30 protein-coding genes, 1 other RNA gene and 1 riboswitch are annotated in these 26,526 nt (G+C 25.4%); of the genes, 6 read left to right on the top strand and 25 right to left on the bottom strand.

Going from position 1 to position 26,526, the window contains the following annotated elements; all coding sequences use genetic code 11:
• Nucleotides 1-160: 160 nt before the first annotated feature.
• Nucleotides 161-931 carry a threonine/serine exporter family protein gene (locus tag Q1J60_RS11770; protein ID WP_300262473.1) on the top strand — a complete coding sequence of 257 codons (771 nt, stop codon included), beginning with the start codon at nt 161-163 and terminating at the stop codon, nt 929-931.
• Complete coding sequence (locus Q1J60_RS11765) at nt 928-1,419, top strand: threonine/serine exporter family protein (RefSeq protein ID WP_300262471.1); 492 nt, start codon at nt 928-930, stop codon at nt 1,417-1,419. The genes Q1J60_RS11770 and Q1J60_RS11765 overlap by 4 nt, the downstream gene beginning before the upstream one ends.
• A gap of 120 nt (nt 1,420-1,539) precedes the next feature.
• Here Q1J60_RS11765 and Q1J60_RS11760 read toward each other — a convergent pair whose 3' ends face one another.
• The 15 genes from Q1J60_RS11760 to msrB form a co-directional block, all read right to left on the bottom strand.
• Nucleotides 1,540-2,307, bottom strand: a complete 768-nt coding sequence (locus tag Q1J60_RS11760) for a hypothetical protein (RefSeq protein WP_300262468.1) — start codon at nt 2,305-2,307, stop codon at nt 1,540-1,542.
• 351 nt (nt 2,308-2,658) lie between these two features.
• Nucleotides 2,659-4,368, bottom strand: coding sequence for a phosphatidylglycerol lysyltransferase domain-containing protein (locus tag Q1J60_RS11755; RefSeq protein ID WP_300262465.1), 1,710 nt, complete (start codon nt 4,366-4,368; stop codon nt 2,659-2,661).
• Nucleotides 4,369-4,519: 151 nt separating this feature from the next.
• Nucleotides 4,520-4,843, bottom strand: coding sequence for a thioredoxin family protein (locus Q1J60_RS11750; protein WP_300262461.1), 324 nt, complete (start codon nt 4,841-4,843; stop codon nt 4,520-4,522).
• 115 nt (nt 4,844-4,958) lie between these two features.
• On the bottom strand, nt 4,959-6,323 hold the full coding sequence (locus Q1J60_RS11745; RefSeq protein ID WP_300262458.1) for a DUF4179 domain-containing protein: 1,365 nt from the start codon (nt 6,321-6,323) through the stop codon (nt 4,959-4,961).
• On the bottom strand, nt 6,324-6,875 hold the full coding sequence (locus Q1J60_RS11740; RefSeq protein ID WP_300262455.1) for a sigma-70 family RNA polymerase sigma factor: 552 nt from the start codon (nt 6,873-6,875) through the stop codon (nt 6,324-6,326).
• Between the two features lie 168 nt (nt 6,876-7,043).
• On the bottom strand, nt 7,044-7,472 hold the full coding sequence (locus Q1J60_RS11735) for a DUF3783 domain-containing protein (protein WP_300262452.1): 429 nt from the start codon (nt 7,470-7,472) through the stop codon (nt 7,044-7,046).
• Between the two features lie 111 nt (nt 7,473-7,583).
• Nucleotides 7,584-8,165 carry a thiamine phosphate synthase gene (locus tag Q1J60_RS11730; RefSeq protein ID WP_300262450.1) on the bottom strand — a complete coding sequence of 194 codons (582 nt, stop codon included), beginning with the start codon at nt 8,163-8,165 and terminating at the stop codon, nt 7,584-7,586.
• Nucleotides 8,166-8,198: 33 nt separating this feature from the next.
• On the bottom strand, nt 8,199-9,302 hold the full coding sequence (gene thiH / locus Q1J60_RS11725; RefSeq protein ID WP_300262447.1) for a 2-iminoacetate synthase ThiH: 1,104 nt from the start codon (nt 9,300-9,302) through the stop codon (nt 8,199-8,201).
• A gap of 12 nt (nt 9,303-9,314) precedes the next feature.
• Nucleotides 9,315-10,079: a thiazole synthase gene (locus Q1J60_RS11720; protein ID WP_300262444.1), complete on the bottom strand. Its 765-nt coding sequence runs from the start codon at nt 10,077-10,079 to the stop codon at nt 9,315-9,317.
• Nucleotides 10,080-10,194: 115 nt separating this feature from the next.
• Nucleotides 10,195-11,010, bottom strand: a complete 816-nt coding sequence (gene thiF / locus Q1J60_RS11715; protein ID WP_300262441.1) for a sulfur carrier protein ThiS adenylyltransferase ThiF — start codon at nt 11,008-11,010, stop codon at nt 10,195-10,197.
• A 79-nt stretch (nt 11,011-11,089) separates the two neighbouring features.
• Nucleotides 11,090-11,284: a sulfur carrier protein ThiS gene (thiS, locus tag Q1J60_RS11710; RefSeq protein WP_300262438.1), complete on the bottom strand. Its 195-nt coding sequence runs from the start codon at nt 11,282-11,284 to the stop codon at nt 11,090-11,092.
• Between the two features lie 125 nt (nt 11,285-11,409).
• Nucleotides 11,410-11,513, bottom strand: a riboswitch (TPP riboswitch).
• Nucleotides 11,514-11,559: 46 nt separating this feature from the next.
• The gene (locus Q1J60_RS11705; RefSeq protein ID WP_300262435.1) at nt 11,560-13,263 is read right to left on the bottom strand and encodes an MFS transporter; all 1,704 of its coding nucleotides are present in this window, start codon (nt 13,261-13,263) and stop codon (nt 11,560-11,562) included.
• A 332-nt stretch (nt 13,264-13,595) separates the two neighbouring features.
• Nucleotides 13,596-14,402, bottom strand: coding sequence for a RelA/SpoT domain-containing protein (locus Q1J60_RS11700; RefSeq protein ID WP_300262432.1), 807 nt, complete (start codon nt 14,400-14,402; stop codon nt 13,596-13,598).
• Between the two features lie 42 nt (nt 14,403-14,444).
• Complete coding sequence (locus tag Q1J60_RS11695; RefSeq protein WP_300262429.1) at nt 14,445-14,753, bottom strand: DUF6483 family protein; 309 nt, start codon at nt 14,751-14,753, stop codon at nt 14,445-14,447.
• A gap of 42 nt (nt 14,754-14,795) precedes the next feature.
• Nucleotides 14,796-15,239 (bottom strand): peptide-methionine (R)-S-oxide reductase MsrB, encoded by a 444-nt coding sequence (gene msrB / locus Q1J60_RS11690; protein ID WP_300262426.1) that lies wholly within the window; start codon nt 15,237-15,239, stop codon nt 14,796-14,798.
• Nucleotides 15,240-15,419: 180 nt separating this feature from the next.
• On the opposite strand from msrB, the gene Q1J60_RS11685 reads away from it, so the two are divergent.
• Complete coding sequence (locus Q1J60_RS11685; protein ID WP_300262424.1) at nt 15,420-15,719, top strand: hypothetical protein; 300 nt, start codon at nt 15,420-15,422, stop codon at nt 15,717-15,719.
• Nucleotides 15,720-15,762: 43 nt separating this feature from the next.
• On the opposite strand, the gene Q1J60_RS11680 is transcribed toward Q1J60_RS11685, so the two are convergent.
• Together Q1J60_RS11680 and Q1J60_RS11675 are read right to left on the bottom strand one after the other, a co-directional pair.
• Complete coding sequence (locus Q1J60_RS11680) at nt 15,763-16,746, bottom strand: polysaccharide deacetylase family protein (protein WP_300262421.1); 984 nt, start codon at nt 16,744-16,746, stop codon at nt 15,763-15,765.
• Between the two features lie 115 nt (nt 16,747-16,861).
• Nucleotides 16,862-17,134 (bottom strand): hypothetical protein, encoded by a 273-nt coding sequence (locus Q1J60_RS11675; protein WP_300262418.1) that lies wholly within the window; start codon nt 17,132-17,134, stop codon nt 16,862-16,864.
• Nucleotides 17,135-17,234: 100 nt separating this feature from the next.
• Here Q1J60_RS11675 and Q1J60_RS11670 point away from each other — a divergent pair, with 100 nt between their 5' ends.
• The gene (locus tag Q1J60_RS11670; RefSeq protein WP_300262415.1) at nt 17,235-17,888 is read left to right on the top strand and encodes a TVP38/TMEM64 family protein; all 654 of its coding nucleotides are present in this window, start codon (nt 17,235-17,237) and stop codon (nt 17,886-17,888) included.
• A gap of 91 nt (nt 17,889-17,979) precedes the next feature.
• On the opposite strand, the gene Q1J60_RS11665 is transcribed toward Q1J60_RS11670, so the two are convergent.
• From Q1J60_RS11665 to helD, 7 genes are all read right to left on the bottom strand, one after another.
• The gene (locus Q1J60_RS11665) at nt 17,980-18,345 is read right to left on the bottom strand and encodes a hypothetical protein (protein ID WP_300262413.1); all 366 of its coding nucleotides are present in this window, start codon (nt 18,343-18,345) and stop codon (nt 17,980-17,982) included.
• Between the two features lie 126 nt (nt 18,346-18,471).
• Nucleotides 18,472-19,782, bottom strand: a complete 1,311-nt coding sequence (locus Q1J60_RS11660) for a murein hydrolase activator EnvC family protein (RefSeq protein ID WP_300262410.1) — start codon at nt 19,780-19,782, stop codon at nt 18,472-18,474.
• A 204-nt stretch (nt 19,783-19,986) separates the two neighbouring features.
• Nucleotides 19,987-20,199 carry a hypothetical protein gene (locus tag Q1J60_RS11655; RefSeq protein WP_300262407.1) on the bottom strand — a complete coding sequence of 71 codons (213 nt, stop codon included), beginning with the start codon at nt 20,197-20,199 and terminating at the stop codon, nt 19,987-19,989.
• A 139-nt stretch (nt 20,200-20,338) separates the two neighbouring features.
• A non-coding RNA gene (gene ssrS / locus Q1J60_RS11650) (6S RNA) lies at nt 20,339-20,534 on the bottom strand.
• A 98-nt stretch (nt 20,535-20,632) separates the two neighbouring features.
• The gene (locus Q1J60_RS11645) at nt 20,633-21,028 is read right to left on the bottom strand and encodes a hypothetical protein (protein ID WP_300262405.1); all 396 of its coding nucleotides are present in this window, start codon (nt 21,026-21,028) and stop codon (nt 20,633-20,635) included.
• A gap of 16 nt (nt 21,029-21,044) precedes the next feature.
• Complete coding sequence (locus Q1J60_RS11640; protein ID WP_195381663.1) at nt 21,045-21,302, bottom strand: DUF1292 domain-containing protein; 258 nt, start codon at nt 21,300-21,302, stop codon at nt 21,045-21,047.
• A gap of 16 nt (nt 21,303-21,318) precedes the next feature.
• Nucleotides 21,319-23,610: an RNA polymerase recycling motor HelD gene (gene helD, locus Q1J60_RS11635; protein ID WP_300262403.1), complete on the bottom strand. Its 2,292-nt coding sequence runs from the start codon at nt 23,608-23,610 to the stop codon at nt 21,319-21,321.
• A gap of 406 nt (nt 23,611-24,016) precedes the next feature.
• Here helD and Q1J60_RS11630 point away from each other — a divergent pair, with 406 nt between their 5' ends.
• A complete protein-coding gene (locus tag Q1J60_RS11630; protein ID WP_300262400.1) occupies nt 24,017-24,487 on the top strand; it encodes a DUF2383 domain-containing protein in 471 nt (156 codons plus the stop codon).
• Between the two features lie 182 nt (nt 24,488-24,669).
• Here Q1J60_RS11630 and Q1J60_RS11625 read toward each other — a convergent pair whose 3' ends face one another.
• A complete protein-coding gene (locus Q1J60_RS11625) occupies nt 24,670-25,668 on the bottom strand; it encodes a YybI family spore inner coat protein (protein WP_300262397.1) in 999 nt (332 codons plus the stop codon).
• Between the two features lie 141 nt (nt 25,669-25,809).
• Between Q1J60_RS11625 and Q1J60_RS11620 the strand changes: the two genes are divergently transcribed.
• On the top strand, nt 25,810-26,475 hold the full coding sequence (locus tag Q1J60_RS11620) for a hypothetical protein (protein WP_300262394.1): 666 nt from the start codon (nt 25,810-25,812) through the stop codon (nt 26,473-26,475).
• Nucleotides 26,476-26,526: the final 51 nt, after the last annotated feature.

Here is a 26,526-nt window from a genome sequence, read left to right as displayed (position 1 = left end):
ATTAAATTTATTAACTATTTTCCTCTGAAAAATAAATTATTTACATTTTTTTAATTTAAAATCTTTATAATAAACTATTCTTCAAAGTATAATAGAAAAGAAATATTATAATAATCAAAAAATGTTTCTTAGTAATCGTAAATACTTATTGGAGGTACATATGGATTTTAACAGAATTATCAATTTCTCAACTGAACTTGGTACTCTAATGCTTGAAAATGGTGCTGAAACATATAGAGTTGAGGAAACTATGAGTAGAATCTGTTTGGCTTATGGAATAGAAAAAGTGGATGTTTTTGTAATTCCTACAAACATAATAATAACAATAAAAACCTATAAAAATGCACTTTCGAGAACTCGAAGAGTAAAAAGTAGAACTATTAATTTAGATAAAATATCTAAATTAAACAACCTTTCAAGAGAAGTTGCATTTAATAAAATTTCTATTGAAGATGCTGAAAACAAACTAAGTAGTATAGATAATGAAAAAGAATATCCTCTTAAAACAAAAATATTAGGATATTTAATTGTAGCCTCAGCATTTACTTTACTTTTTGGAGGCAATTTAAAGGATTCTTTAATCTCAGGTTTTATAGGAATAGTTCTTTGTCTTCTTGCATACTTTTTTAATATTTTAAAGACAAACAATTTTTTTATAAATATAATATCCGGAGCTCTAGCTTCATTACTAGCTTTTCTTGCAGTAAGATTTAATATTGCTCCTAACCTAAATGAAATAATAATAGGTTCTTTAATGCCCTTAGTACCTGGACTAGCTATAACAAACTCACTTCGTGATATAATAGCTGGTGATTTAGTTGCTGGAAGTGCTAAATTTATTGAAGCCTTTTTAATAGCCGTAGGGATTGCTATTGGAAGTGCTAGTATTTTATCAATACTAATAAATCACTATGGAGGTATGGCTATATGAACTTAATAATAAACTCAATATATGCATTTTTTAGTTCTTTAGGCTTTGGAATAATATTCAATATAAAAGGTAAGAACTTATTTTTTTCTGCCTTATGCGGTGGTTTAGGATGGTTTGTTTATCTTTTTTCCTCAAACTTTATAAGCACAAATGAAAACTTTAATTATTTTTTAGCCGCTATTTTTATATCCCTATTCTCTGAGATTTCAGCTAGAGTATTAAAAACTCCTGTATTAGTATTTTTAGTATGTGGAATAATTCCTCTAGTCCCTGGAGGAGGTATGTTTTATACAATGCTAGAGACCTTAAAAGGAAATATAGACAAGTCTTTATATTTAGGTTGTAATACATTAATGTTAGCTGGATCAATAGCTACTGGAATTGTTTTAGTTTCATCCTTTACTAAACTATACTTTTCTATAAAAAGACTTATTAATAATAAAGTTAAAAACACTATGAATAATAACTATTTAAATAAAAGTATTTAATTTACTTAAATACTTTTATATTCATAATAATTTATATAAAAAAGACTAAACCTTTAGTTTAGTCTTTTTATATAAATCCTATTATAAACTATTATTAATTTCTATATATAGATTAAAATACTATCTTAAATAGTCATTCTCTTCTGAATCCCAAGAAATAAAATAATAAACATCCATTAAATTATCAAATTCACTTTTAACAAAATCTACTATTTCATTTCTAGAATTTCTAACATGATTTTTATCATAATCTTTTCTTATGGTTAATCCATACTTTTCTCCACTATCTGTATATTTTATTATATCCTCAACGTAATCTGTTTCATCTTCATAACTTCTTGAATTATTGTCCTTAATTAAATATAATCTATATCCCTTTTCTTCTAAAGCCATAAGTATATTTTTAAATTTCTCTTTTAACTCATAGTTTTTTCTTATTTTGTTAACAAGATTTTTTTGTTCTATTACTCCATATTTATCTAAATATAAAGCTGTATTCCAAGAATTAGAGTCTAATCCTAATTGGATACGAGGAATATAATTAAATACCACGTCATCTTCTATTCTACTTCCTTCAATATTATTGAATAGGTTTAAAACCTTTATAAGTTTTCTAACATCAGATTTATTCTTCCCATAGGATAAATAGATTCTATCAACATATTCATCATTAACTCTTTTTAATGGCCAAGTTATACTAGTTAAATATTGCTTTTCCCAATGAGAACTTAATCCTCTAGAATTCATAAATTCAAAAAGCCCTAAATTATTAAGTTCTCTTAACTTCTCAGCTGTAACTCTTCTTCTCTCTAATATCAATTTATCTCTACTTCTTGATTTGTCTATATCAAAAGCTCTAAAATCACTTTCTAAAAAAAAGTTTCCCATATTTTATTCCCTCCTTAATAAAACATATTAAAATTTGTTTTATTAAATATTTATTTCTATTATACACCTCTTAAAAAATCACTTCAAAACATTTTTATTTGATAAATTTTATCTTAAACACTTATATTTTTTATATTTATTTAAAAACTCATTGTTTATTCTAAATAAATTAAAAATATTATGCTTATTTTTTTAAACTTCAATATAAAAAATAATGTTTATTTATAAAAAATAAATTTTTATAAATAAAGAGAGTCTCATAAATAAAAGACTCTCTTTAATATAATAAACTTAATTAAGTTATGTATAAACATATAATGAAAATTTAACCTTAACTTAAAATATAATATTTTATTTTTTCTCTACTCTTTCCTTTGAATTAGCTATTAATAAACATAGATTAATAAAGACCTCCGGTAATGACATAAACTTAGGATATGCTAAATACCTTGGTTGCCAAATAGGAGAAAACTTTGACTTATATCTTCTTAATCCATCAAAACTATAGAATATATTACCACTATTATAAACTAATCTTGCAAGTTTTTCCTGTAAATGTGAATGAGTGTTAAATCCTACATTAGATAGTGGTGCTTCTCCTAAACTAAAATATTTATATCCTTTTTCTTTAAATGTTAAGAATAAATTAAGCATTAAGTAATCCATAGATGCATTAGGTGCATTTTTATCTATTCTCATTAAATCTATTGCTACTGTCTTGCCCCCATCATTAGCATCCATTATTGTTACAAATCCCATGATCTTATCTTCCTCTTCATTTTTTAAAATAGCTATAGGTGATCTTTGTATATAATCCTCGCTAAACCACCCTAAAGAAAATCCCTTTTCCTTTCTATCTCCTAACCATTTATCAGATATTTCCTTTAATTGACTTACTACTTTATTATCAAATGGAGGCTCTATAATGCTAAAGCTATACCCTTCCCTTTCAACCCTTCTTAAGGTGTTTCTAAAGGCACTCTTTTTAGAACCAGTTAAATTAAATTCTTCTAAATCTATTCTTGCCTCTTCTCCTAATTTAAAGAAATAATAACCTGCATCATGATAAGTAGAAAAATTTTTTTCTTCTATTTCATAAAATACAACATCATATCCATATAAATTTGTAAAAGATTGAAACTCTTCTATACAGCTATATAGATTTTCCTTGGTGGCTATAGGATCTCCCAAAACTATTATCTTATCTTTGTATTTACTGTACATTATTAAGGACTTGCCTTCATTAGCCCAAAAAACCTTTTTATCCTTTAAATAAACTAAATGAGAAAATATTGTTCCATAATCTATTTCTTCAAAGAATTTTGATATCTTTTCTAAATCAGCATCCATATACCTTTTGTCATCTTCTATTTTAGGCGTTGTCAAATACCATATTATTATAAATATTATAAATGCTACATAGGTATATAAGGCTATTCTTAAATATCCCTTCATACTATGGTAGAAGTCCACATAGTACCTATAATTCCTACTAAAATGTATATTAAATTTATGTATAAAACTTGCAAAGATAATCATTACAACCGAAAGAATTATTAATATACCACTTAATTTAGTAACTTTAATAGGAATACTTCTCCTATAAAAGCTCTTTTTTGATAATATTAAAAGTATTATTACTCCTAAAATAAAAATTCCTTCTTTGCAATCTAAATCTTTTACAAAGGCAAAAGCTCCTCCTATTATAAGCAATGTTAATGTAACATAATAAGCTCTTTTTACCTTGAAGAAAACTTCTTTAGATATCATTATTAACATTAATCCTATTAATACTGAAGCTCTATGTGAAAATCTTAAAAAAGATAAACTATGTATATTGTCTAAAAATTTTATTTTATAAAATATACTAGGATAAATTCCTGAAATTATTAAAAGAATACCACTTAAAAATACTAAAACTGATACTATTATATTTGATATATCACTTAGTATTTTGTAGTTTTTTAATAGCTTCTTTATATTTTCATAATTTTTTTTATCAGTGATAAATCCTAAAATATTCTTTAAATGTCTATAACTTTTTTTTAGTGAATCCCACATGCTATCTCCTTTCTTTTAAATATTGTTAAATTATTCATATTTAACTTGTATATAGTATATAAAATTTTATTTTACAAAGCAAATTGAATTAATATTTTAATAAAAAATAGAAATAGAATCTAAAATTATCCACTAACCTTTTTCTTATTTTTTAATTATAAAGTTCAAAATATCTATCTATAACCTTTTCTAACTCAACAACACTTATATATTTAGCTTCTCTTAGTACCTCCTTTCCATCTATATATAAAATAATTGCGGGAAACATAAAAATGCTTAACTGTGCTACTATGTCTACACTTTTATCAGCCTCAACTTCTATAATTTTTGCATTGTCATATTTTTTTATTAAATTATCTACTTTAGGCTTTAAGACACCACAAGCACAACAAGTATTAGTACTTAAATAAGCCAACCTTATACCTTTCTCATTACAGAATTTCTTAAATTCTTTTTCATCATTAACAATCTTCATAAACTCATCTTCTTTCTAAATATGTATAAAGGGATGAATTCAATCTAAAATTCATCCCCTAATATGATTATATCAATTAATTAATCCTATAGCCATGTTTAATTTTCCTTTTATACTACTTTTCTATATTAATTCTTATATTATTTCCAACTATTTTATAATTTTCTCCAGGAAATTCTATATTATATTTAGCATCTTTACTAAAATTCTCTATAGTACCTTTAAATGAATATCCTTCATCTGTAAACCCTAAGAATTCACAGTTAATATCAACTTCTGAAAAATTTTCATTTCCCTCTGTATCCTTCTCGATTCTAGTGACTTTGAATAAATCTCTAATTGTGCTTATATATCCCTTAGCAGTTAAACTAAATTCAAGATTTTCTCCATTTTGATAAGTATTTATTTCATATAAAGCACCATTATTATCATTTTTTATTTCCATATTTCCCTCTTTAATTAATTCAGCATTAATATCATCAAATCCATTCTTTAAAGCTGGTATTAATAATACATTTTTATGTTTTTTCTCAATGTATTCAAACATTAAGTTTCCATCTCCGTTTAAAATATTATTACCATCATCAAAGCTATAGTTAAACCCTTTAGCTTCTATAGGAATACCTTTTTCATCAAGAATTATAGGTTTTAATACATATCCTCTAACATCTTCTTTACCTTCATAAATTTTACCTAAAGCTTTATAATTTAAAATAGATTGAATAGGAGTATTAGTTAAACTTTCTATTTTAAATTCAACACCATTATAATTTATAGTTTCTTCTATGTTATATACATCCTTATCTATATCTTTTGAATCTAAGCTAAGCTGAAATTTATATTTTTCTGGATATCTACCCTTCCAATCTCCATATAAATCATTTACTAAAAATGTTAAATCAACTTTTTCTCCCAAATCACTCATTGTAAAATCATACTCTGCTATCCCAACATATGTATTATCACTAATAAATTCTCCATCATGATTTAAATTTCTATAATATATAGATTCCCTATCTCCACTATCTATTATAGGAAAAATAATTGGCTTTTTATTTTTATCTAGCTTACTATGACTTTTTATTTCATATGTTATTCCTAATATTGATCCATCATAATAAACATCATTTAATTTCATAGTTGTTCCCCAAAATGAATCCTCTAAATTTATACTTTTTCCTTTTTCTTCGTAATAACTTTCTCCTATATTTAGTGTCTTTTTAATGCTCGAAAATGTAGCTTTTAATGTTTCATTATTTTCAGCATAAACATTTAAAACACTTCCTAGGCTTAAAATACCAATTAATGAAAATCCAATAACTTTTTTATATTTTTTCTTTTTTCTTATATTATTACGTTCTGGTAACTCATTTAACACTTTTATCATTTTATTTTTAAATTCATCACTAGCTTTTAAACTTTCTTTATTTCCTATATCCATAAGTTCTTTATCAAATTCTCCATTTAAATCTTTTCTCATTTAAACTCCCCCTATAATTTTAAAAAGTTTTTCTTTTCCCCTACTTAATCTTGATTTCACAGTTCCCTTAGGTATATTAAGAATTTTACTTATATCATTTATAGATAAATCTTCAAAATAAAATAATTCTATAACAACTCTAAATTTTACATTTAAAGTTTTAATTGCATCCTTCAAATCAATTTCACTTATTTTTTCATCAGAAGTTTCCAAAGCAAATATTTCTGACACCGGTATTATCTTATTTCTCTTATTGAGTATCTTGTTACACTCATTTATAAGTATCCTAGTTATCCAAGTTTTAAAATATTCTTCCTTCTTTAGATTTTCTATATTTTCATAAGCTTTTATTATCATATTTTGAACAGCATCTTCTACATCATACTCATTTTGTAATATTCTTTTACTAACCCTATAAAAGAAATCAATATTTTCTTCTATAAGAAAAATAAACGCTTCCTTATCACCTTCCATTGCTAAATTCACTTTACTCTTTACTTTCTTTTTTCCATTTTTTAATCTATTAAACTCTACTAAATTTCCTATTTCCATTACCCCTCCACTTTTATTTACATAGCTATTTTTTATTCATTATTTAGATTCTCTGTGTAAATAAAAAGTTCCCTAAAAGAAAAAAATCTACAGATAAAATATCTGTAGATTTTAAGTATAAAAAATATTTAATTTCTCTGTATTAATACAAATTAAAAACTTTGTAAATTAGTTATTTTCGTGAGTAGTCATATCGCCTGATTTTAATGCTCTTCTTTCAGCTATTAAATTTTTAACTAAAACATCAATAGTCCAATTAATAGATGTTTCTGTAACCATTGCAACTAACGGTCTTTGTATGCCTACTTTTTTTAAGTTTTCTAAAAATACATGAACTTTTCCTGGAGCTATGGCATTAAATATTATTGCTCTTTCTTTAACTCCTTCACTTTCTGTTTTTTCAATTTTATCTTCCAATATATTCTTTATAGTTTCTTCTCCATTTTTAGAGTTTAAAACTATTTGATCTTTTATTCCCATTATTCTAGCAAAGTTTTGTATTTTCTTTAATTCTTTATTTCCAAAGTTATATAATATTACACAACTTCTCCCCTCTTGTTCACTTCTATCTGAAATATCTATTCTTTCAAATGACATAATAAATTCTCCTTTTATAACAAATTGTAATTATTAATTAGTATCAATTATACCATATTTCTATTAATAATTACATAATTTAAACCTTCCTTTATGTAAGTCTATATATATTTAAGATGATTTAAAAGTATCTAAACATTTCTTTATATTATTACTCATAAACAAAAGTGACATACATGCAAAATCATCAGCACCAGCCTTTAATACTTCTTTAAAGTTATATTCATTTATTCCTCCTAAGGCTACAACCTTGCAATTTACTTTTTCTTTAATTTCTTTTATAAACCTACTTCCCTTAGGAATTGCATCCTTCTTACATTGTGTTTCAAAAATAGGAGACACTAATATATACTTTGCCCCTAATCTATCAGCCTCAAAGGCCTCAAGAACAGAATGAACAGATACTCCAACCTCTAAGGATTTAATTTCTTCTAAATTTCTTTTAAAATCATTAAAACTTAAATGAATAAACTTTGTTTTCAAAATCCTTGCTACTTCAATATTGGAATTTATTATTATATTTGTTTCATCTGTAACTAACTCTTTTATTTTTATATAAATATCTATTAATTCCTCTGTACTTAAATCTTTTTCTCTTAAAATTATATTTTTAACACCGTATTTGCTTGCTTCCTCTATAGTATTAAAATATCTTTCTCTATTTACTAAATTTCTATTTGTTATTAAAAACATAAAAATCACCATTCTAATAATTAAAAACTTATTTTAAAATCTATGCCAATCCTTAAATATAGGTTGATAACCTTGACTCTTGATTAATTCCTTAACTTCAATTACAGAACTTTCATCACTTATATGAAATTGACTTGTCCCTTTTTCCTTTAAAGAATGTCCTCCAACTTCAGTAGAAACTCCAGCACTCATTTTACTTACTCCTAAAGGAATTAAATTCTTTCTAAAGTTCTTCTCTTCCCTAGTTGAGATATTTATTCCTCCTTGAGGATCAAATAGTCTATAGGCTAAAAGTATTTGAACTAATTCTCTATCATCAACTTCATTTAACTTTTCAAGCCCTCCTTCACAAGGTCTTATTCTTGGTACTGAATAACTTATATCTATATGAGGATACTTATCCCTTAAATATTTTCCATGCATTGCTGTAAAAAAAGCATCTATTCTAAAATCCCCCAATCCTAATAATGCCCCTATACTTATGCTTCTAATTCCAGCTTCTGATCCTCTCTCTGGAGCTTCTAATCTAAATTTATAATTTTTCTTTGGACCAGAAACATGAACCTTATCATATATTTTTTCATCATAGGTCTCTTGATATACAGTAAGACCTTCAGCACCTGCCTCTACTACCTTTTTATATCCTTCTTCTGTCATTGGATATATTTCAATAGTTATTGAAGGAAATTTCTCTTTCAAAGTTTTAATGCTCTCTTCTATATAATCTACTGGAGTATGATATTCACTTTCTCCTGTTAATATTAGAATGTGTTTAAATCCTTCATTTGAAATAGCTTCTCCCTCTTTTTCTATTTCTTCTTGATTTAACTTTTTCCTACATATTTTATTTTCTACATTATACCCACAATATGAACACTTATTTACACAATAATTTGATATATACATAGGTGTATATAGTAATATTGTTCTTCCAAAATATTTCAAAGAAAGATTTCTTGCTTCCTGAGCCATCTCTTCTAAAACCTCTTCTCCCATAGGAGATATTAAATTAAGTAAATCCTCTGGTCTCTTATTTCTTTCATAAATACTTCTCAATACATCTTCATTTTTTACAGAATCAAAATATCCATAAAAATCAAAATCTCTATATTTTTCTACTACATCATAAAAACTCAATCAAATCATCTCCTAATCTAAAAATCCAGTAAGCGGAGATGAAGCATTTCCAAACTTTGATTTTCTTCCCATTTTAGATTCATAAGCTAATCTACCACCTTCTACAGCCATTTTAAAAGCTCTAGCCATATTTATAGGATCTTCTGAAGATGCTATGGCAGTATTAACTAAACAAGCTGCAGCTCCCATTTCCATAGCCTCCATAGCCTGTGATGGCTTTCCTATACCCGCATCAACTATAATAGGAATATCCAATTCATCTATCATTATTTGAATCAATTCTTTAGTTTTTAACCCTCTATTACTTCCTATCGGTGCACCAAGTGGCATTACAGCTGCTGCTCCAGCTTCTATTAACCTTCTTCCTGCATAAAGATCTGGACACATATAAGGAAGTACTACAAAGCCTTCATCAGCTAATACCTTAGTTGCCTTTATGGTTTCTTCATTATCAGGAAGCAAATACTTAGAGTCTGATATAACTTCTATCTTTATCCAGTTTCCACAACCCATAGCTCTTGCTATTCTAGCTATCCTAATAGCCTCTTCTGCATTTGTTGCTCCAGAAGTATTAGGAAGTAGTATTACATCCTTAGGTATATTTTCAAGGATATCCTCTTCCTTATTATCTAAATCTACCCTTCTCAAGGCTAAAGTTATAACTTGAGAACCACTTCCCTTTAAAACATCCTTTATTATTTCATTTGAAGGATATTTACCACTTCCAACAAAAAGTCTATTTTTTATTTCTACTCCACCTATTATTAGCTTGTCCATAAAAACTCTCCTTTTCTTCTCACTACTATTCTTAATTCTTAACATTTTAAGCTAATGTTTATTTTTTTACATATAAACTATGTCTAAAAAATATTTAAAACCTATTGTCTTTTTATTAGTTTTTCTTGTGAAATTCTATTTTATTAACAGCTATATCTACAACTAAATTAGCCATGTGATTTGCACATATAGAAACTCTAGGAGCCATTAACCCACAGCCTTCCTTAGCTTCATTTACTAAATCTCCACAAATATAAAACTTATCTGTTATTTGCTTTGTTTTTATTAAATTTGAATCATAAAAACCAGCCATTCCTGAAGAAGAAATCAAAAATTTATCCCTCATATTTCTTAAAACATAATTAGCCAATAAGGCTTTGTAATCCGGATTATCAAAAGCTTCTATTATTATGTCAGCTCCTTCTAAAACATCCATATTCTCTTCAGAAAGCTTAAGATTTAAAGCCTCTATTTTTATAAAAGGATTTATTCTCATTAAATTTCTTTTTAAAGCATTTACTTTAAATTCTCCAATATCCTCAATATAATACTGCTGCCTATTTAAATTAGAAGGTTCTACTATGTCAAAATCTACTAAGCTTATATTTCCAACTCCTATTCTTCCTAGAGAAATAGCAATATTAGATCCAAGTCCTCCACATCCAGCTATTAAAACCTTAATTCTTTTAAGTTTTTCATAAATACCTGGTGTATGCCTAGATACCATTAGTTCTTCTAACTCCTCTTTATTAGGTATAATTCCTTTTTTTATAAAGACAACTCTATCCCCATCCTTAATCTCTTTATCATCTGCAATTGGAAACCCATTTAAGATTATAATATCAGCACCACAAAATTCTTCATTTCTTAAAGAATATAATGTACAATTTTCTTTTACCTCTCTCCACTTTTCATTAATCTTTATATTCATAAAGGCCCTCTTATCTTTTTTTAATTTTATTTTAACTCATCTTTTATTGTCTTAAGCATCTTAAATCCTTATTAATTAATCATCCTCCACCAACAAATGCAATAATCTCAATTACATCTTCATGATTAAGTAAGATTTCATTGTAATTACAGGAATTAACTATCTCTTTATTAAGTTCTACAACAACCCTGTTACTATTTACATTTAAACTTTTTAGTAAATCATAAACTGTATTAAATTCACCTTTTTCTACATTCTTACCATTGACAATCATCTTTTCACCTCTTTCAAAATAACTAGCGCTTTTATACCAACAAAAAAAGGTTTAGCAATATTGCTAAACCTTTTAAAAATATATTCTCTAATTAATCATAATAATATTTTCTAATATGAAAAATCACAACTTAAAATATACTTCCCTACGTTGGTATTAACCAAATCAGGTTATTAGAGTTAGAATTTAAAATTCCTCTCAGCCTTTTACAGCACCCCTAGCAATATCTTAAAATTATTTGTTTTTATTTATCATAACTCAAAAAACACTTTTTATCAATTATTTTTTTCCTTATTTTCCAATCTTCTATTTTTCATTGTTATTAAATTATTATTTAACATAGCTGTTAATATTAATCCTATTAAAGCTATAATAGAACATGTTAAAAATAATTTAGTGTATCCTGTATTCATTGTTTGTTGGAATGCATTTTCTATTGCATTCTTAGCTCCATCTAAACTTTGCATATATGATTTTTCAATCATATCAATGTTCATATGAGGATTATTAGCAAACTTGTCTCCTAAATTTGCAAATTGTGATTGTGCTATTCCTTTTATAATACTAAATATATTAGTAACACTAGCATTTCCCATTGAATTAGCAACATTTGATGCTCCACCACCACTATTAGACATAATATTAGATATTCCATCTACATGTGGCATAACTTTTTGTAATGCTTCTGGCACTCTTCTACCTGCATCTGATATAAAATTAATAAGAATGTTTGGTGATACTGCAATACCTATGGATTTAATCAATGATACTGCTGATTGTCCAACTGTAGCCTCATTATCTGGTACTAAACTAAGCATTAAATAATTTATTGGTGTTCCCATAGAGAATCCTAAGCCAAATCCAATAATAGCTAGTCCTATTACCAAATTCACCATACCTGGATTTTTAGTTGTTACATATCCTTGATAAAGATTTCCTATGATAACTAAAGACATCCCTATTAATAGTACTTTTTTAACTCCTATTTTATCAATGAATTTTCCACCTAAAGGTGCTGCTATACCTACAAAGATTGCAAATATTGTAACTATATATCCACCACTACCCATTGGAGTTTTTAATATATTTTCGCTAAATTGAGGAATAAATATTGTTGCCATTAATCCACAACCTACAACAAAGCTTAATATTAAAGTTATAGCTATTTCCTTATTAGTAAAATAAGATAAGTTTATTACTGGATCTTCAGCTTTCTTTTCCACCCAAGCTAATACTGGAATTGATATTATAAATATTAAAAGATATGGCCAAACATCTAGTGATTTTATTGAACTAGTAAAATCGTAGAATTTTAAGTTTGTAGCTCCATACATTAATGATAAAATTAGTATTGTTAATACGCCTGAACCAAGAATATCTAACTTTTTAATTCCTTGTGCAGAAGTATTTTCTTCTAATTTAGTTGCCATAATTAATATTATTATACTGATTGGAACATTTACTAAGAATAAAAATCCCCAGTTTTTATCTCCAAAGATAGAAAGTATTCCTGAACCTAAGCTTGGTCCTACAACTGTTGCTATTCCATATACTCCTCCAATCATTCCTAGAGCTGAACCTCTTTTTTCAACTGGGAATGATGTTCCTATATACGCCGTAGCTATTGGCATTATACCACCGCCACCTATTGCTTCTATAACTCTTGATAATAATAAAAATGTATAACTATTTACGTAATCTGATATTCCACATAATAAAGATCCTAGTCCAAATAGAGTTATTGAAAACATATAAACTTTTTTTCTACCATATTTGTCAGAAAGTTTTCCCATAAGAGGCATTGATACTGCATATGCTAAAGTATATATTGTTACAACCCAAACACTAGCATTCTGTGAAACTTTTAATCCATCAGCTATTATATCTCTTGCTGGCGAAACTATACCAGAGTCAATAGCTCCCATAAATATTCCTAATAAGAAAACAGCCATGGTAATTCCAACTGATTTTTTCTTCATTATTGTCATCCTTTCTTAATTTTTTATTTATTCTAAATGTGAGTTTTATTAATATTATTTTTTTTATACCATTAATAAACCTCACAATGAACTATGTTCAGTTTACTCCTTAAATCTTATAAAATCAAAGTTTAAATTTTCTTAAATTCCTCCAAAGTTTATTAAAACTCCTTATTAATTTTATTTTTATTCACATTTAGTTAATATTTTATTAACATTATATTTTTTTAAAATTAAGGGCTACATTTCACCTTAAGAATAAAACTTATAAATAATTTTAACAAATATTTATGAGTTTTATTTAAAAGATATCTAAATGTAGCCCATTTTCATTATTTTAACTTTTCAATTTCTTCTTTTAATTTTCTTATTTCTTCATCTTTTTCTTTTAGCTTACTTTCATAATAATTGTCTTTATCATCTAAATTATTATTTAGCATATTTATCAATGAAGCCATTTCATCTGCACTTCCTACAATTCTATTGAAAAGTAACAGATTAGATTTTAATATCTCTGGAATCTCATTATGAGAATATCTAAGTCTATGGTCTATTTCTCCATACCCCTCTTCAAAAATAGTTCTTACTTGAATTTCTGCAATAACCTTCTGATTGGTAGGATAACATTCCACAAGATAATGAACTGATCTATATCCTGATTGCCTTGATATAACTTCAATACCAAGATTATCAAATATACTTCTATCATCTCCATCTCTTATATTAGCTGTTATTTCAATTACATTCCAAGTCTTTATTATAAAATCATGTATATCCTTCCATTGATCCTTAAATATATGTAATACTCTTATTCCTATTAAATCAGTTATTTCATTTTTATAATTATCCTCATTAAAATAAAAATCTTCACCATATTTTTCTTTTCTATCTTCTGTTTTTCGTATTATTTTTTCTATTAATCTATCTGGATTTTTTATCCTTGATTTAACAGAATGAACATTTTCATTAGAACGAAGTATATTTGCTATAAAATCAGCTTGATTATAATAAGAACCCTCAAACTTTACAAAATCCTTATATATTCTCTGTAAATCTTCAAACTTAATTTTATTTTTTTCTATGTATTCTTCTACATGAGGATATTTTTGAAGAAAAATTTCTTTATTTAAACTTCTCATAATTATCTCCCTTTATTTTGATTTATTGTTGTATATAATAGACTATAAGCTATATTTCTCTATTAATCTCCTTAAATCTTCTAGCCCTAAATCAATTTCTTCTTTTGAGAAATTGCATTTTTTAAGTTCTTCTTCACTTTTATTGGCTAGTAAGCTATACATTTTCTCTCCTATTTCATATATCTTCATAGAAGGATTTTTTTCTGCTTCTTTAAAAAGCATATCCTCAGCCTCATCAATTTTACCTTTAGATATTAATCCCCTTAAAGTTATCCAAAATATATCATCCTTTGAATAAGTATCAGCTAAAAGAAAATCATTTTCTCCATCATTATTTAATAAGAATCCCATTAAAACACCTACTTTTCTATTACTTTATTATAATATATCAATTTATTTAAAGAGCTTTAGATATTCTTCATACCCCTTTTCTTTTAATTCTTCCTTTGGAATGAATTTTAGAGAAGCAGAATTTATGCAATATCTTAATCCACCTAACTCCTCTGGTCCATCACAAAATACATGCCCTAGGTGTGAATCTCCTAATCTACTTCTAACTTCAGTTCTAATCATTCCATGACTTTTATCTACCTTTTCTTTTATTACGCTTCTATCTATTGGTTTTGAAAATGCAGGCCATCCACAAGAAGAATGAAATTTATCCTTTGAAGTAAATAAAGGCTGATTTGTTGCTACATCAACATATATTCCTTCCCAATTAAAATCCCAATATTCATTTATAAAAGGCCTTTCTGTTCCATTTTCTTGAGTAACATAATATTCTTCATCAGTTAAGATTTTTTTTAATTCCTCTTTTTCTTTTTTTGTATATTTCAAAATAATCACTCCATTTTTTATTTATTACTATTTTAAATTCTATTATATAATTATATGTTAAATTTTTTCAAGAAAACTTATACTCTTTTTAATTTATCAATGTATTTATATTTCTTTTGAAGGATTTTCTATAAAATGGAAGAATATATAATATAATCTCTCTTTTAGAAAGGAGTTATTATGAATATTGATAACATAAAAGAAGTTCAAGCAAAAAATAATAAAATGATCTCTGAAAGTCATTTTAAAGAACAATGTAGTTGGCTTAGAAATTCAAAAAAGAAAAAAAATTTAGAAGAAGATTTTTCAAAAGAAATTTATGACGATCTAAAAGATAAAAAAATTTATTTAGAACTACTTGAAAAAGAGATTAGAGATATTTTTTCTAGTCGAGATTTTACAATTAAAGAAAAGAAACATATATACGAATTAACTAATGAATCTTTTTGGAAATGGAAATTTAATGCAAGTAAAAAATAAAAACATCATTAGTATTTTCTAATGATGTTTTCTCATCCTTTTATTATTTGCTTGTTTTTTCTGTATTATTTTGAGTTTGATTACTATTATTTTCTTCTTTAAAAGTATTTTTTATAACTTTAAACTCATATCCTTCATTTTTGTAGTAATCTATTATTTGTGGTAATATTTCTACAGTTTTTTCTTTTCCTGCTGCATCATGCATAAGGATAACTACATGATTTTTTCCTTTTGATGTCTTTTTAACATAATTAAGCATTTCCTCTGTGGAATATGGTTTTCCCTCTGCATCACCATCTAAAGCATTCCAATCAACATTTACTATTCCATTTTTTTGTAATACATTATCAAACTCTTTAAGATACGGATCCTTATAATATTTTCTTGTTCCATATCCACCTGGCATTCTTATTACCTTACAATCAAATTCTTCTCCTAAAATACCCTTCATTATATCATTAGTCTTATTAAACTCCTCCATAAAATAGTCAATATTTAGCTTATTTCCTGGATATAATTTTTTAAAGTCATGACTATAACTATGATTTGCAATTGCATTTCCATTTTTTAATTCTTCTTTTAAATAATCTTGTCTTTTAGAGTCTTTTTCTATACTAGTACCTAAAACGAAAAATGTTGCATGTACATCTTTCTCTTTTAATATATTTAATATCTTTTCTGTCGAATTAGATGGACCATCATCAAAAGTTAAAAATACATATTTACCATCACCTTTATATGTATCATTGGCCATTGCTTGTACGTCTTTAGCATCAACTGCATATTTATCTGCTTCATATGTAATATTCATACCAGGAATAATATCATCTGGATTAGGCTTTACCACATTATCCTGTTTAACTTGTTCTACATTGCTTGAAGACTTATTAGCTAAATTGCTACCTATCATTGTAATAACTTTTATTCCAGACCATAATAGTATTATAATTGCTAAAACTGCTAAAAGTATTTTTAAAAATTTATTTTTATCTGAGTTTCTTTTTTTAGAAAAAATATCCTTACTCATTTCTTCCTCCTATGTTAATTTTATATATTTTTAGAATTATTCTATTAGTTTACTTAACTAATTATCTTTTAAAATTTTAAATTTATCATTTCAAAATAGTTACATTTTCAATTTATTAGCTTAAATTATTCTTTAAATACATAAATCCATACATACTTACTGAAATCAGCAAAAATATTAATTGAATAAAAGAAAGTCCACTTATTAAACTACTGTTTACTTTTCCATAAATAAAAATCCTTCTTAAGACTTCTATAATCAAAAATATAGTTAAAGCTTTAAGATATCTTTGCTTTTTTTCTAAATATTTACCGTAACATACATATATAAGGTATATAATGCAAGCTACAACAATAAAACTTATAATAAACTCCCAATTTATCATCATATTCCTCCCTCACTAAAACTATATTTAAATTAAGTTTTACAATTCTATATTTTTATTTTACAATAAAAATTGCTGAATAAATATAAAGGATGGTTTAATAATGAAGAATTTTCATAAATTTTTAATTTCTATAATAATATTGGCACTAGTCTTTATTATATTTTTCCTTGCTAAGAGCAATATATTAAATATGAATAATTTAAAGAATTTAATTTTAAATTCTGGTTATTTTGCTCCATTAATTTATATAATAGCCTTTTCCTTAGTTCCTTTAACATTTTTCCCAGATTCTATCTTAGCCATATTAGGAGGAACTATATTTGGACTAAGTGGAGGATTTTTATATACCAGTATTGGTGCTTTAATAGGAGGAAGTATTTCTTTCTTTATTTCTAGACTCCTTGGTCAATCATTTGTAGAAAAATTTGAAAATGATAAACTTAAAAATATACAAGAATTGTTAAAAGACAATGGATTTTTAATGATTTTACTTCTAAGATTAATTCCTCTTTTTCCTTTTGATTTAATAAGCTATGGAGCTGGTCTTACTAAAATATCATATAAAGACTTTGCTTTAGGTACTTTAATAGGAACTATTCCTGGTATATTAGTTTTTGTAAATCTAGGAGCTCAATGGATTAGTTTTAATAAAACAAGTATATATCTATCTATAAGTCTATTAATATTATTTATCATAGTATCAGTATTCTTAAAGAAAATTTATATAAACAAACATTTATCTAAAGAAAACTAAAGCTTTTTTAAACTTTTCATAAAATAAAAATAGTCCAATGGAAGATTTTTTCTTCCTTGGACTATTTTTTATATCTTTATAAAATGATTTTTTATAAATTCTTATAGCTACTCATATTTATTGGTTCTATATTATTTTGTCTTGCCCATCTATTAAACATATTAAAAACATGTTTTTCATTTAATTTTTCTCTTAACCCATTTTCATCATCTTTATTACAAGCTAAATATTCTTTAAATAAAACTTTCTTATCTTCTGGTAAAACTTTTATAAATTCTTCTCTTTTTTCTATTGACATATTATTAAATTGATTTTTAAAGTCAAAATCAAAATCTTTTCCAAAATTTCCATTAGTCTCTTTAGAAAAACTATTAAATACCATTTTTATCTTATACATTGACTCAAATAATAAACCTACAGCTAATAATATTATTCCTACTAAAATTAAAGCTTTCACCTAATCATCTCCAAAATAATTTTTTGTAAAATATATTAAATAAAAAGAAGCATATTAAAATTCAACTTCAAAGAAATTCTCTTGTAGTTTTCTTTGTAAATATAATTTTAATACACTTCCTTTAAATTAACTTATATAGTTCATAGGATTCACCCATTCTCCATTTATCATTATACCAAAATGAAGATGTGGTCCTGTACTATATCCTGTTGAGCCTACATAAGCAATTACTTGTCCTTGTGATACATGCTGTCCAGCTTGTACAGCAAGACTAGATGAATGTCCATATAAAGTGCTTGTACCATCTCCATGATCTATTATAACCATATTACCATAAGCCGTATTCCATCCTGCTTCAACAACAGTACCTGACTTTGATGCAAGAATAGGAGTTCCATAAGATGCTCCTAAATCTACGCCTGTATGAACACTTCTTTTTCCTGTAACAGGATGCACTCTAGGTCCAAAAGGATCTGTAACTCCACCTGGAGCAGGTCTCATAAAACCACTTGACACATTAGGTTTTGTACTTGAACTTCCCTCACTACTAGTTGAATTTGATTCATTACTACTTGTGTTGTTTTTATTATTACTATCTGAATTTGCACTTTTCTTTTGATTAATTAAATTATTTATATAATCTTTAAGATTAGCATTATCTTCTTGATAACTATTAATCTCATTTAATAATGATCTTTCTTTTTCACTTAATCTATTTATTTCATCTTGTTTTTCTTGCTCTAAAGAATTTAATTCATTTAATTGAGATTGATATTGACTTACTAAAGTATCATATTCTTTCTTCTCATTTTCCAACTTAGTTTTTTTGCTTGATAAATCTTCCTCTTGATTTTTTAATTGAGACTCTTCTTCCTTTAATTCGCCTTGAACTTTCTTTATATCATCAATTAACTTATTATCTGTGTCTACTACATATTTTATGTTTGATATATTACTTATGAAATCCCCTACATTCTTTGATTCAAGCATTATGTATAAAAATTGATTACTTAAATTAGATTTATAAGCACTTCTTATTCTACTTGAAAGTATTTCTTCTTTTTCTTGTTGTTCCTTTTTCTTCTTATCTATACTACTTTGGATATTAGTGATTTGCCCTTGAAGTTTATCTATATTTTCTTTTAAGGAATCAATACTAACTTTATATTCTTCAACTTTCTTTTGTGAACTAAGTAGCTTTTGATTTTTATCAGCTACTTGTTTTTGTATTTCATCTAATTTACTTTGTGATTTACTTTTCTCGGAATTTATATCACTTTGCTTATCTTTAAGATCATTTATTTTATTATTATTATCATCAATTTCTTGTTGTGCTTCTTCTGTAGTCTTAGCTTGTACAATATTACTGCTATTTATTGAAACTGCAAAAATCATTGATACACTAAGTATAATTGCAGTTAGTTTTCTCTTGTTCATAATATTTCACCTATTTCTTTAAATATATTATTTTACTAAAACACCACACATCATCATATTATACACCATAAAAATAATTTTGTTAATATATTAAGTATATATAATGAATATCATTAATATATACTTGCCTATACTTTTAAAAAGACTATATAAAAGCCTAATTCTTTTTTTAATAGACGCTTTTATATAGTCAGTAATTATAAATTAAAATTTTTCATTTTTTATTTCATCATCTATAAGTTCTTCTAGAGTTTTAAACTTATTTTTTCCTTTTAAGTAATGTTTTTTTATACTATCTTCCATTTCTGATAATGAAACTTCAGTATAAAACTCTTCTTCTTTAAAATCATGTTTCATTCTTTCATATATTCTTTTTATTATATTCTCTCTATCTTTATTGCTTATCTCTTTGCTCATAATCTTTCACTCCTCATGTTAGTTAATATCTTATTCATAACAATATTATACACATTATTTAAATAAAATAAAATTAATTTAAACTTATCCAAAGAAAAAAAGGTCCAACAAAAAGCTGAACCTTTAAACAAACTCAATTAATATTCCCAAATATGCCGTCACACTTACAATTTTATACCTGCCTCTCGCAGGTGGGTTTTACGCAAACTAACTCTATCATCTTCCGTCACAAAAGTGAAATAAAACTTGAAGCCCGATTTCATTAGCTATTTTGCAAATCCCGTATTTATCATGTAGGTTAAAATTAATAAGCTTCTCGTACATCTCAGGATTAATTATGATTTCATTATAACACAAGATTTAAAAAAATCAACATTGAATTTTTTGAAATATTTTTACTATAAATCTATATTTAGTTAAATAGTTCTTAAAACTACTTTAATTCCTCTAAAATATTATCTATTTCTAGTTCTTCATCCTCTGGTAAGAACACAGCTAAGAACTGTTTTCCTGAATAATTGCTAGCTTCTATTTCATATCCTTCAGCTTTAGCTATTATTTCAAAATCTTCCATAACTTCTTCTAAAATTTCTTCAACACTATCTGTTGCAATGTCATCTAAATATGGAATAACTCCTTCTACAATCCATGGATTACTATCTTCTTCATAGTCTGTTTCATCATTTGCACAAGCTTTAGCTCCTTGTATTTCTATATCTTCAAAATCATAATAAAATTTAAGAGCTAATTTGTTATCTCCTGAAGAAACTTCTTCTATTTCTGTTAATCCATTAGTTGATAAAAAATTTATTATTCTATACTTTTCCATAATATTTACCTCTTTTTTAGTATAATAACTTTTTATATTCTTTTTTTACTAATCTAAATTCTTCATCATCTTCAACTAGGTTATATTCAACTGAATCATTTACTTTATCAACTCTAAAAACAAAGTCATCAGCCTCATCTCCGTTACCTTCTAATGGTGAAAGAACTATATATTCTTTTTTATTCTTTTCTCCTAAATATATTTTAGCAACAACCTCAAATTCAACTTTATTTCCCTCTTCATCTCTAAAAGCCATTATTTGTTTTTCTTCCATTATTACTCCTCCTAAATCAACCTATTAAAGGTGATTTTTCATCTTTATAAAATATATATTCATAATGTAATGCTCTAGTTAAAACCACATAAAGAAGCTTCTTATCTATCTCATTATCATTATAATTTTCTTTATTTAAATTATAAACTATAGTACAATCAAATTCTAACCCCTTAGTAAGATATGACGGTATAATTATTAAGTTCAAATCAAACTCTTTTTGATCATCTTTTATTAATTCAAAGTCATAACTTGAATATTTCTTAACTAAAGTTCTTATCTTTTTACATTCATCAAGAGTCTTACCGACTATAGCTATTGAAGTTTTTCCTTCTTTTTTTACTTTTTTAACTATGCTATCTACTCTTTCACAAAATTCTTTTGCATTATTAAACTTAAATTCCTCTGGAACCATTCCATGTCTTAAAACTGGCTTTGCTGGTTCTTCATAGGTATTTTGTTTAACTAAAACCTCATTTGCATAATTTATTATTTCTACTGTACTTCTATAACTTTGACTTAAGTGCTTATACTCTGCATTTTCATCATAAACTAACTTAATAGTCTCTTTCCAATCATTAATACCTTTAAATGAATATATTCCCTGACCAATATCTCCAACTATTGTTAAAGACTTGCCTAAAGCCATCATAGAAATAACATATAGCTGTAACATAGAATAATCCTGAGCCTCATCAATAACAATATGTTTTAATAAGCTACTCTCCTCTATGCCTTCTATTCTAAATTTCAAATAAAGCATAGCTGCTAAATCATCTGAGTCTATTATTTTTTTATCTATATTATTAGACAAATTTTCTCTCATATATTCAGCTAACTTATATGGTATTTTTCCTGCTGTTACTTCATTAAAAATCTGCTTGTTTTCAAATAAATTTTTATAAACATTGGTTGTATTTATACCCTTCCATCTATTGAAATATTCATTAAATTCTTTTTTAGCCGATTTTTTTATTTCTTTTTTATGATTATCTCTTTCATCATAAAGCTCTATAAGTTTTTCTCTTCTTTCTTTAGAATCTTCCATACTTTTTTTAAGTCTAGCTATTCTATACTCATACTGAAAATCAACTTTATCTAAAACTTTACTTATCTTTTCTCCTAATTTCTTTGAAAAATAGTTTTTGATTTCATTCTTTCTTTTATTAACAGGATATTTTATTAAATCATTTAGGAATAATCTTTTTATCTCCTTTGAATCAAAAACTGAATATCCACAAATTCTTATATTATCTATATCACTATCTTCTCTTTCAAGAATTTGAATATATCTATCTAATATTTCCTTAAAGAATATAGACCCTTTTATTTTGCTATCATTCATTATATATTTATTTTTTTCTAGATCATTTTCTAAAATTTCTACTAATTTTTTGTCTTTAGTTATAATTTTACCTTTCATATCTAACTTTTTTAATGCCAGTTCTTCAAAAGTTTTTTGCTTAACCTTATCTACTCCCAAGTTAGGTAATACCTCAGAAATATACTCTAAAAATATTTTATTTGGTGCTATAACTAAAATATCTTCTCCAGTTATGGTTTCCTTATATCTATATAATAAATAAGCCAGTCTATGAAGAGCCACAGTAGTTTTTCCTGAACCTGCTGACCCTTGTATTATTAAAGGTGAATTTTTCGGTGCTCTTATTATATCATTTTGCTCTTTTTGGATTGTAGCTACTACATCTTTTAATTTAGTACCTGTGCTATTTTCTAAATTTATTCTAAGGAATTCGTCTATTAATCCATCACCTTCTTCATCAAGACCAGATTTTAAAATAATCTCATTAATTCCCTCATCAAAACATTCCTTTAAGTTATTCTCATCATCAAAAAGAAATTTTCTCTTTAAACTAAGCTCACCCTCAATAACTCCAATAGGTGCCTTATAATATGCGTCTCCTTGAGTACCACTATAATAAAGATCTGCTAGTGGAGCTCTCCAATCTATTACCTTTTCTTCTCCTTCTATAATATCTCCAAGTCCACATTTACCTATATAAAAACTTTCAAAATCTTTTCTATATTCTCTAAAATCTATTCTTGCAAAGTATGGCTTATTATAAGCTTCCTTAAATTTTTCTTCTTCCTTCGATAGAAATCCTACAGACTTCTTAACAATTTCTATCTCCGGATTATAGGCTCCCTTAGATTTTTTATTTAAAGCATCTAATTTTTCATTTCCTTTTAACTTTTCACATTCTAGTCTTTCAACTTCGCTTTCAATCCACCTTTTAGTTTCTGAAAGGACTTCTCTCTCATAGGTTAAAATCTTATTACCACTCATAATAAATACCTCCTTCACTAAATAGTCCTATTTAATTTTTGTTATGCATAATAAATAAATTAAACCATATTATTTATAAAATAAAAATATCCAAATTCCCAAAACATACCTTAAAAGGTGTAAAAGACTAATTCATTATTATTTAATAACAATGTAAGTCCTTTTACACCTTTGTTTTGTAAAATATATCTTTACTATTAAATTATTATATAATTTCATTGATTTAAAATCATATTAAATATAGCTAATATTTTCAAGTATAATACATTTATTTTCTTTCATAAACTTATTATTATAACATTCCTACATCATATTTTTAATTATATTAAATTTTATTATTAAGTTCAATTCTATTTTTTGTTATATATTTTTTTATATAGGTTAAACTAACTTAGAGGTGATATTCATGGAAAAAATTACAGATAGAACTCCTAGTGAAGCTTTAAACGATAATCTTAAAGAGCTTTATATGAGAATTGATATTTTTGAGCGTTATGCTAAAAAATGTAAATCTAATGATTTAAAAAATTTACTTAACGATGTTATAAATCTTTATTCTAAGGAAGCTTCTGAAATTTCAAATAAAATATCTGTTCTTGGTGATTCTCCAGCTTCAAATATTGGAATTATAGGAAAAACTTCTGAAATTATTTATAATATAAAAACTGTTGCAGCTGATACAGATAGTGAAATTTTAGAAGAAAGTATAAAAGCTTTTAAGACAGGTATAATTATGTTCCAAAAGTTTTTACATGAAAAAGAAGATCAATTAGATAAAGATTCAATTAATCTAATAAAAAATATTATACAAGAAAATGAGGAGCTTAGTAAAAAATTAAATGAATATTCAAGCCCTCATCAGGCTAACTTTTTCTAAATATACTATTCTATATAAATATTATATAAAACTTATAAATAGTTTTCATACTATTTATAAGTTTTAAATTTTAGCTTTTACCTTGAGTTAATAACTTTTCCATATATCTAATTTAATATAAAATTTTAATATAAAATGTTTTAATCATTATTTCATATGACAAAGTTACTTTAAAAAGATAATTATTTATTTAACCTAAGACTATATTCAATATTTTCCTTTAATATTAAAGCTTTTTCCTTTGAAGGATATGGATATTGAAAACTTAAATTCATATTTATTGATTTTAAAGCTTCAACTAAATCTTTTGTTAATAACTGTAATTTAGCTAAGTAATACCAATATATTGATGATGATAAATCAAATTCTACATACTCATTATAATATTTCACTAAACTTTTACAGTTCTTTTCACAAGAATTTCTTGTACAAATTGAAACCTCTTCATTATTACATTTTTTTTCACTTCTATTATTTTTATTTATCAAATTTCCATTTAAAATTACAATTTGATCAACTATATTAAAAGACTTATCTTGCCATTTTAATGTACTTTCAATTAAACATATATTATCGGTATCAGATTGACCAATAACCTTCTGAATAATACTTATGTTGGCAACTTCACTTCCCATAGGATAATATGAGTTGCATCCCCATACACTACTTATATTTACTTTCTCCTTTCCTTCTTTTACTTTCCCATCACAATAATATACAAAATCTAAATAATAGTCTAAATTTTCTTTTATATCAACAATGTATTTTTTATTTCTTTCATAATTAAGGACTTCTACCTTATAATTTTCTCTATAAAAAGCACTTATTTTATTTTCCTCATAAAATTCATTGCTATTAAAAATTTCTTTTAGTCCTCCTCTCTCATAAGTAAGAACTTGTCCTTTAATACATCCACCAAAACACTCATCTATAGATCTTATGAATATTTGTTTTTTATTTTTATCTTTAAAATATACTAAATCAAATTCAAACTTATAATTATTTTCTTGTAATTCATAATTTAAAACCTTTTCCGAATTGCCCTCCTTAATAACTAAGTAATACTTAGTTATACATTGAGTAAATGCACAAGACATAATATAAACCTCATCATTAATACCATTTCCTGTAACATCTCCTAATTTATAATCTATTATTTTTTCATTATTATTCTCAAGCATATTAACTCCAAATTATATAGTTATAATATTATTTTATCTTCTATATCCTTATCTGTTACTTGAGTATAAAAATAAGTGAAATTTAAATAAATTTAGTTTATAATTGAATTAATAAACTCTTATAGATTGGAGATAATCAGCATGACTAAAAAGAAAAAGAAACTTTTTATAGTTATATTATCAATATTAATTTTAATATTAGCTTGTTTTTTTGGAGTAAAAACAGTTTACAAATCATATTTTGCTCCTAAAGTACCTGTAACATCAATAGATTCTACAATACAACTTAACGATTGGAATTTGATAAAAAAATTTATTCCTAACAATGTAAATCTTTCTTTAAAAGAAATAAATGTTAGATCTACAACTGAATTTTCTGATTCTGAATTAACCGATTTATTTATACTAGCTTTACGTGAAGAACCTAATGCAATAAAAGATCTTACAGGTTTAAAAGTAGATATAGACAATGGTAATATTAATGTTTATATAGATATAAACTACAAAGATATACCTTTCCAAGGAAAACTTACCTTTACTGCTCAAAGCAAAGATGGTAAAGGAATATTCCATTATAAAGAAGGAAAAGTTGGTTTTATTGATATTCCTAAGGATACTATATTTAAAAATTTACAAGATAATTCAATACTTTCCTTTGATAAAAATAATGGAGATATAATCCTTTCTTTTAAGGATATAATAAAATATATTCAAATAAAATCTATAAACGTAGAAGATAATAAAATAGTAATGGTATTTAATGGTACTATTCCATTACTTAGTTCAATATTTCCAAATCTAAACTAAAAAAGGCTTTATCAAAAGGTATTTTGATAAATGCCTTTTTTTTAATTTCAA

It is taken from the genome of Clostridium sp. (genome assembly GCF_029258205.1).
GTDB lineage: Bacteria > Bacillota > Clostridia > Clostridiales > Clostridiaceae > Sarcina.
The sequence above is the reverse complement of the archived record's forward strand: the minus strand, read 5'-3'. Positions and strand labels throughout refer to the sequence as shown.

Excerpts from the sequence above, each read along its gene's own strand:
- Q1J60_RS11620 (WP_300262394.1), top strand. The coding sequence starts at position 25,810 with ATGACTAAAAAGAAAAAGAAACTTTTTATAGTTATATTATCAATATTA.
- Q1J60_RS11720 (WP_300262444.1), bottom strand. The coding sequence starts at position 10,079 with ATGGACAAGCTAATAATAGGTGGAGTAGAAATAAAAAATAGACTTTTT.
- Q1J60_RS11670 (WP_300262415.1), top strand. The coding sequence starts at position 17,235 with ATGAAGAATTTTCATAAATTTTTAATTTCTATAATAATATTGGCACTA.
- Q1J60_RS11655 (WP_300262407.1), bottom strand. The coding sequence starts at position 20,199 with ATGAGCAAAGAGATAAGCAATAAAGATAGAGAGAATATAATAAAAAGA.
- Q1J60_RS11640 (WP_195381663.1), bottom strand. The coding sequence starts at position 21,302 with ATGGAAGAAAAACAAATAATGGCTTTTAGAGATGAAGAGGGAAATAAA.
- Q1J60_RS11760 (WP_300262468.1), bottom strand. The coding sequence starts at position 2,307 with ATGGGAAACTTTTTTTTAGAAAGTGATTTTAGAGCTTTTGATATAGAC.
- Q1J60_RS11680 (WP_300262421.1), bottom strand. The coding sequence starts at position 16,746 with ATGAGTAAGGATATTTTTTCTAAAAAAAGAAACTCAGATAAAAATAAA.
- thiF (WP_300262441.1), bottom strand. The coding sequence starts at position 11,010 with ATGAATATAAAGATTAATGAAAAGTGGAGAGAGGTAAAAGAAAATTGT.
- Q1J60_RS11700 (WP_300262432.1), bottom strand. The coding sequence starts at position 14,402 with ATGAGAAGTTTAAATAAAGAAATTTTTCTTCAAAAATATCCTCATGTA.
- Q1J60_RS11730 (WP_300262450.1), bottom strand. The coding sequence starts at position 8,165 with ATGTTTTTAATAACAAATAGAAATTTAGTAAATAGAGAAAGATATTTT.
- Q1J60_RS11645 (WP_300262405.1), bottom strand. The coding sequence starts at position 21,028 with ATGGAAAAGTATAGAATAATAAATTTTTTATCAACTAATGGATTAACA.
- Q1J60_RS11705 (WP_300262435.1), bottom strand. The coding sequence starts at position 13,263 with ATGAAGAAAAAATCAGTTGGAATTACCATGGCTGTTTTCTTATTAGGA.
- Q1J60_RS11675 (WP_300262418.1), bottom strand. The coding sequence starts at position 17,134 with ATGATGATAAATTGGGAGTTTATTATAAGTTTTATTGTTGTAGCTTGC.
- Q1J60_RS11770 (WP_300262473.1), top strand. The coding sequence starts at position 161 with ATGGATTTTAACAGAATTATCAATTTCTCAACTGAACTTGGTACTCTA.
- Q1J60_RS11740 (WP_300262455.1), bottom strand. The coding sequence starts at position 6,875 with ATGGAAATAGGAAATTTAGTAGAGTTTAATAGATTAAAAAATGGAAAA.
- Q1J60_RS11765 (WP_300262471.1), top strand. The coding sequence starts at position 928 with ATGAACTTAATAATAAACTCAATATATGCATTTTTTAGTTCTTTAGGC.
- Q1J60_RS11630 (WP_300262400.1), top strand. The coding sequence starts at position 24,017 with ATGGAAAAAATTACAGATAGAACTCCTAGTGAAGCTTTAAACGATAAT.
- Q1J60_RS11660 (WP_300262410.1), bottom strand. The coding sequence starts at position 19,782 with ATGAACAAGAGAAAACTAACTGCAATTATACTTAGTGTATCAATGATT.
- Q1J60_RS11625 (WP_300262397.1), bottom strand. The coding sequence starts at position 25,668 with ATGCTTGAGAATAATAATGAAAAAATAATAGATTATAAATTAGGAGAT.
- helD (WP_300262403.1), bottom strand. The coding sequence starts at position 23,610 with ATGAGTGGTAATAAGATTTTAACCTATGAGAGAGAAGTCCTTTCAGAA.
- Q1J60_RS11755 (WP_300262465.1), bottom strand. The coding sequence starts at position 4,368 with ATGTGGGATTCACTAAAAAAAAGTTATAGACATTTAAAGAATATTTTA.
- thiS (WP_300262438.1), bottom strand. The coding sequence starts at position 11,284 with ATGATTGTCAATGGTAAGAATGTAGAAAAAGGTGAATTTAATACAGTT.
- Q1J60_RS11695 (WP_300262429.1), bottom strand. The coding sequence starts at position 14,753 with ATGGGATTCTTATTAAATAATGATGGAGAAAATGATTTTCTTTTAGCT.
- Q1J60_RS11735 (WP_300262452.1), bottom strand. The coding sequence starts at position 7,472 with ATGTCATTTGAAAGAATAGATATTTCAGATAGAAGTGAACAAGAGGGG.
- Q1J60_RS11745 (WP_300262458.1), bottom strand. The coding sequence starts at position 6,323 with ATGAGAAAAGATTTAAATGGAGAATTTGATAAAGAACTTATGGATATA.
- Q1J60_RS11750 (WP_300262461.1), bottom strand. The coding sequence starts at position 4,843 with ATGAAGATTGTTAATGATGAAAAAGAATTTAAGAAATTCTGTAATGAG.
- Q1J60_RS11685 (WP_300262424.1), top strand. The coding sequence starts at position 15,420 with ATGAATATTGATAACATAAAAGAAGTTCAAGCAAAAAATAATAAAATG.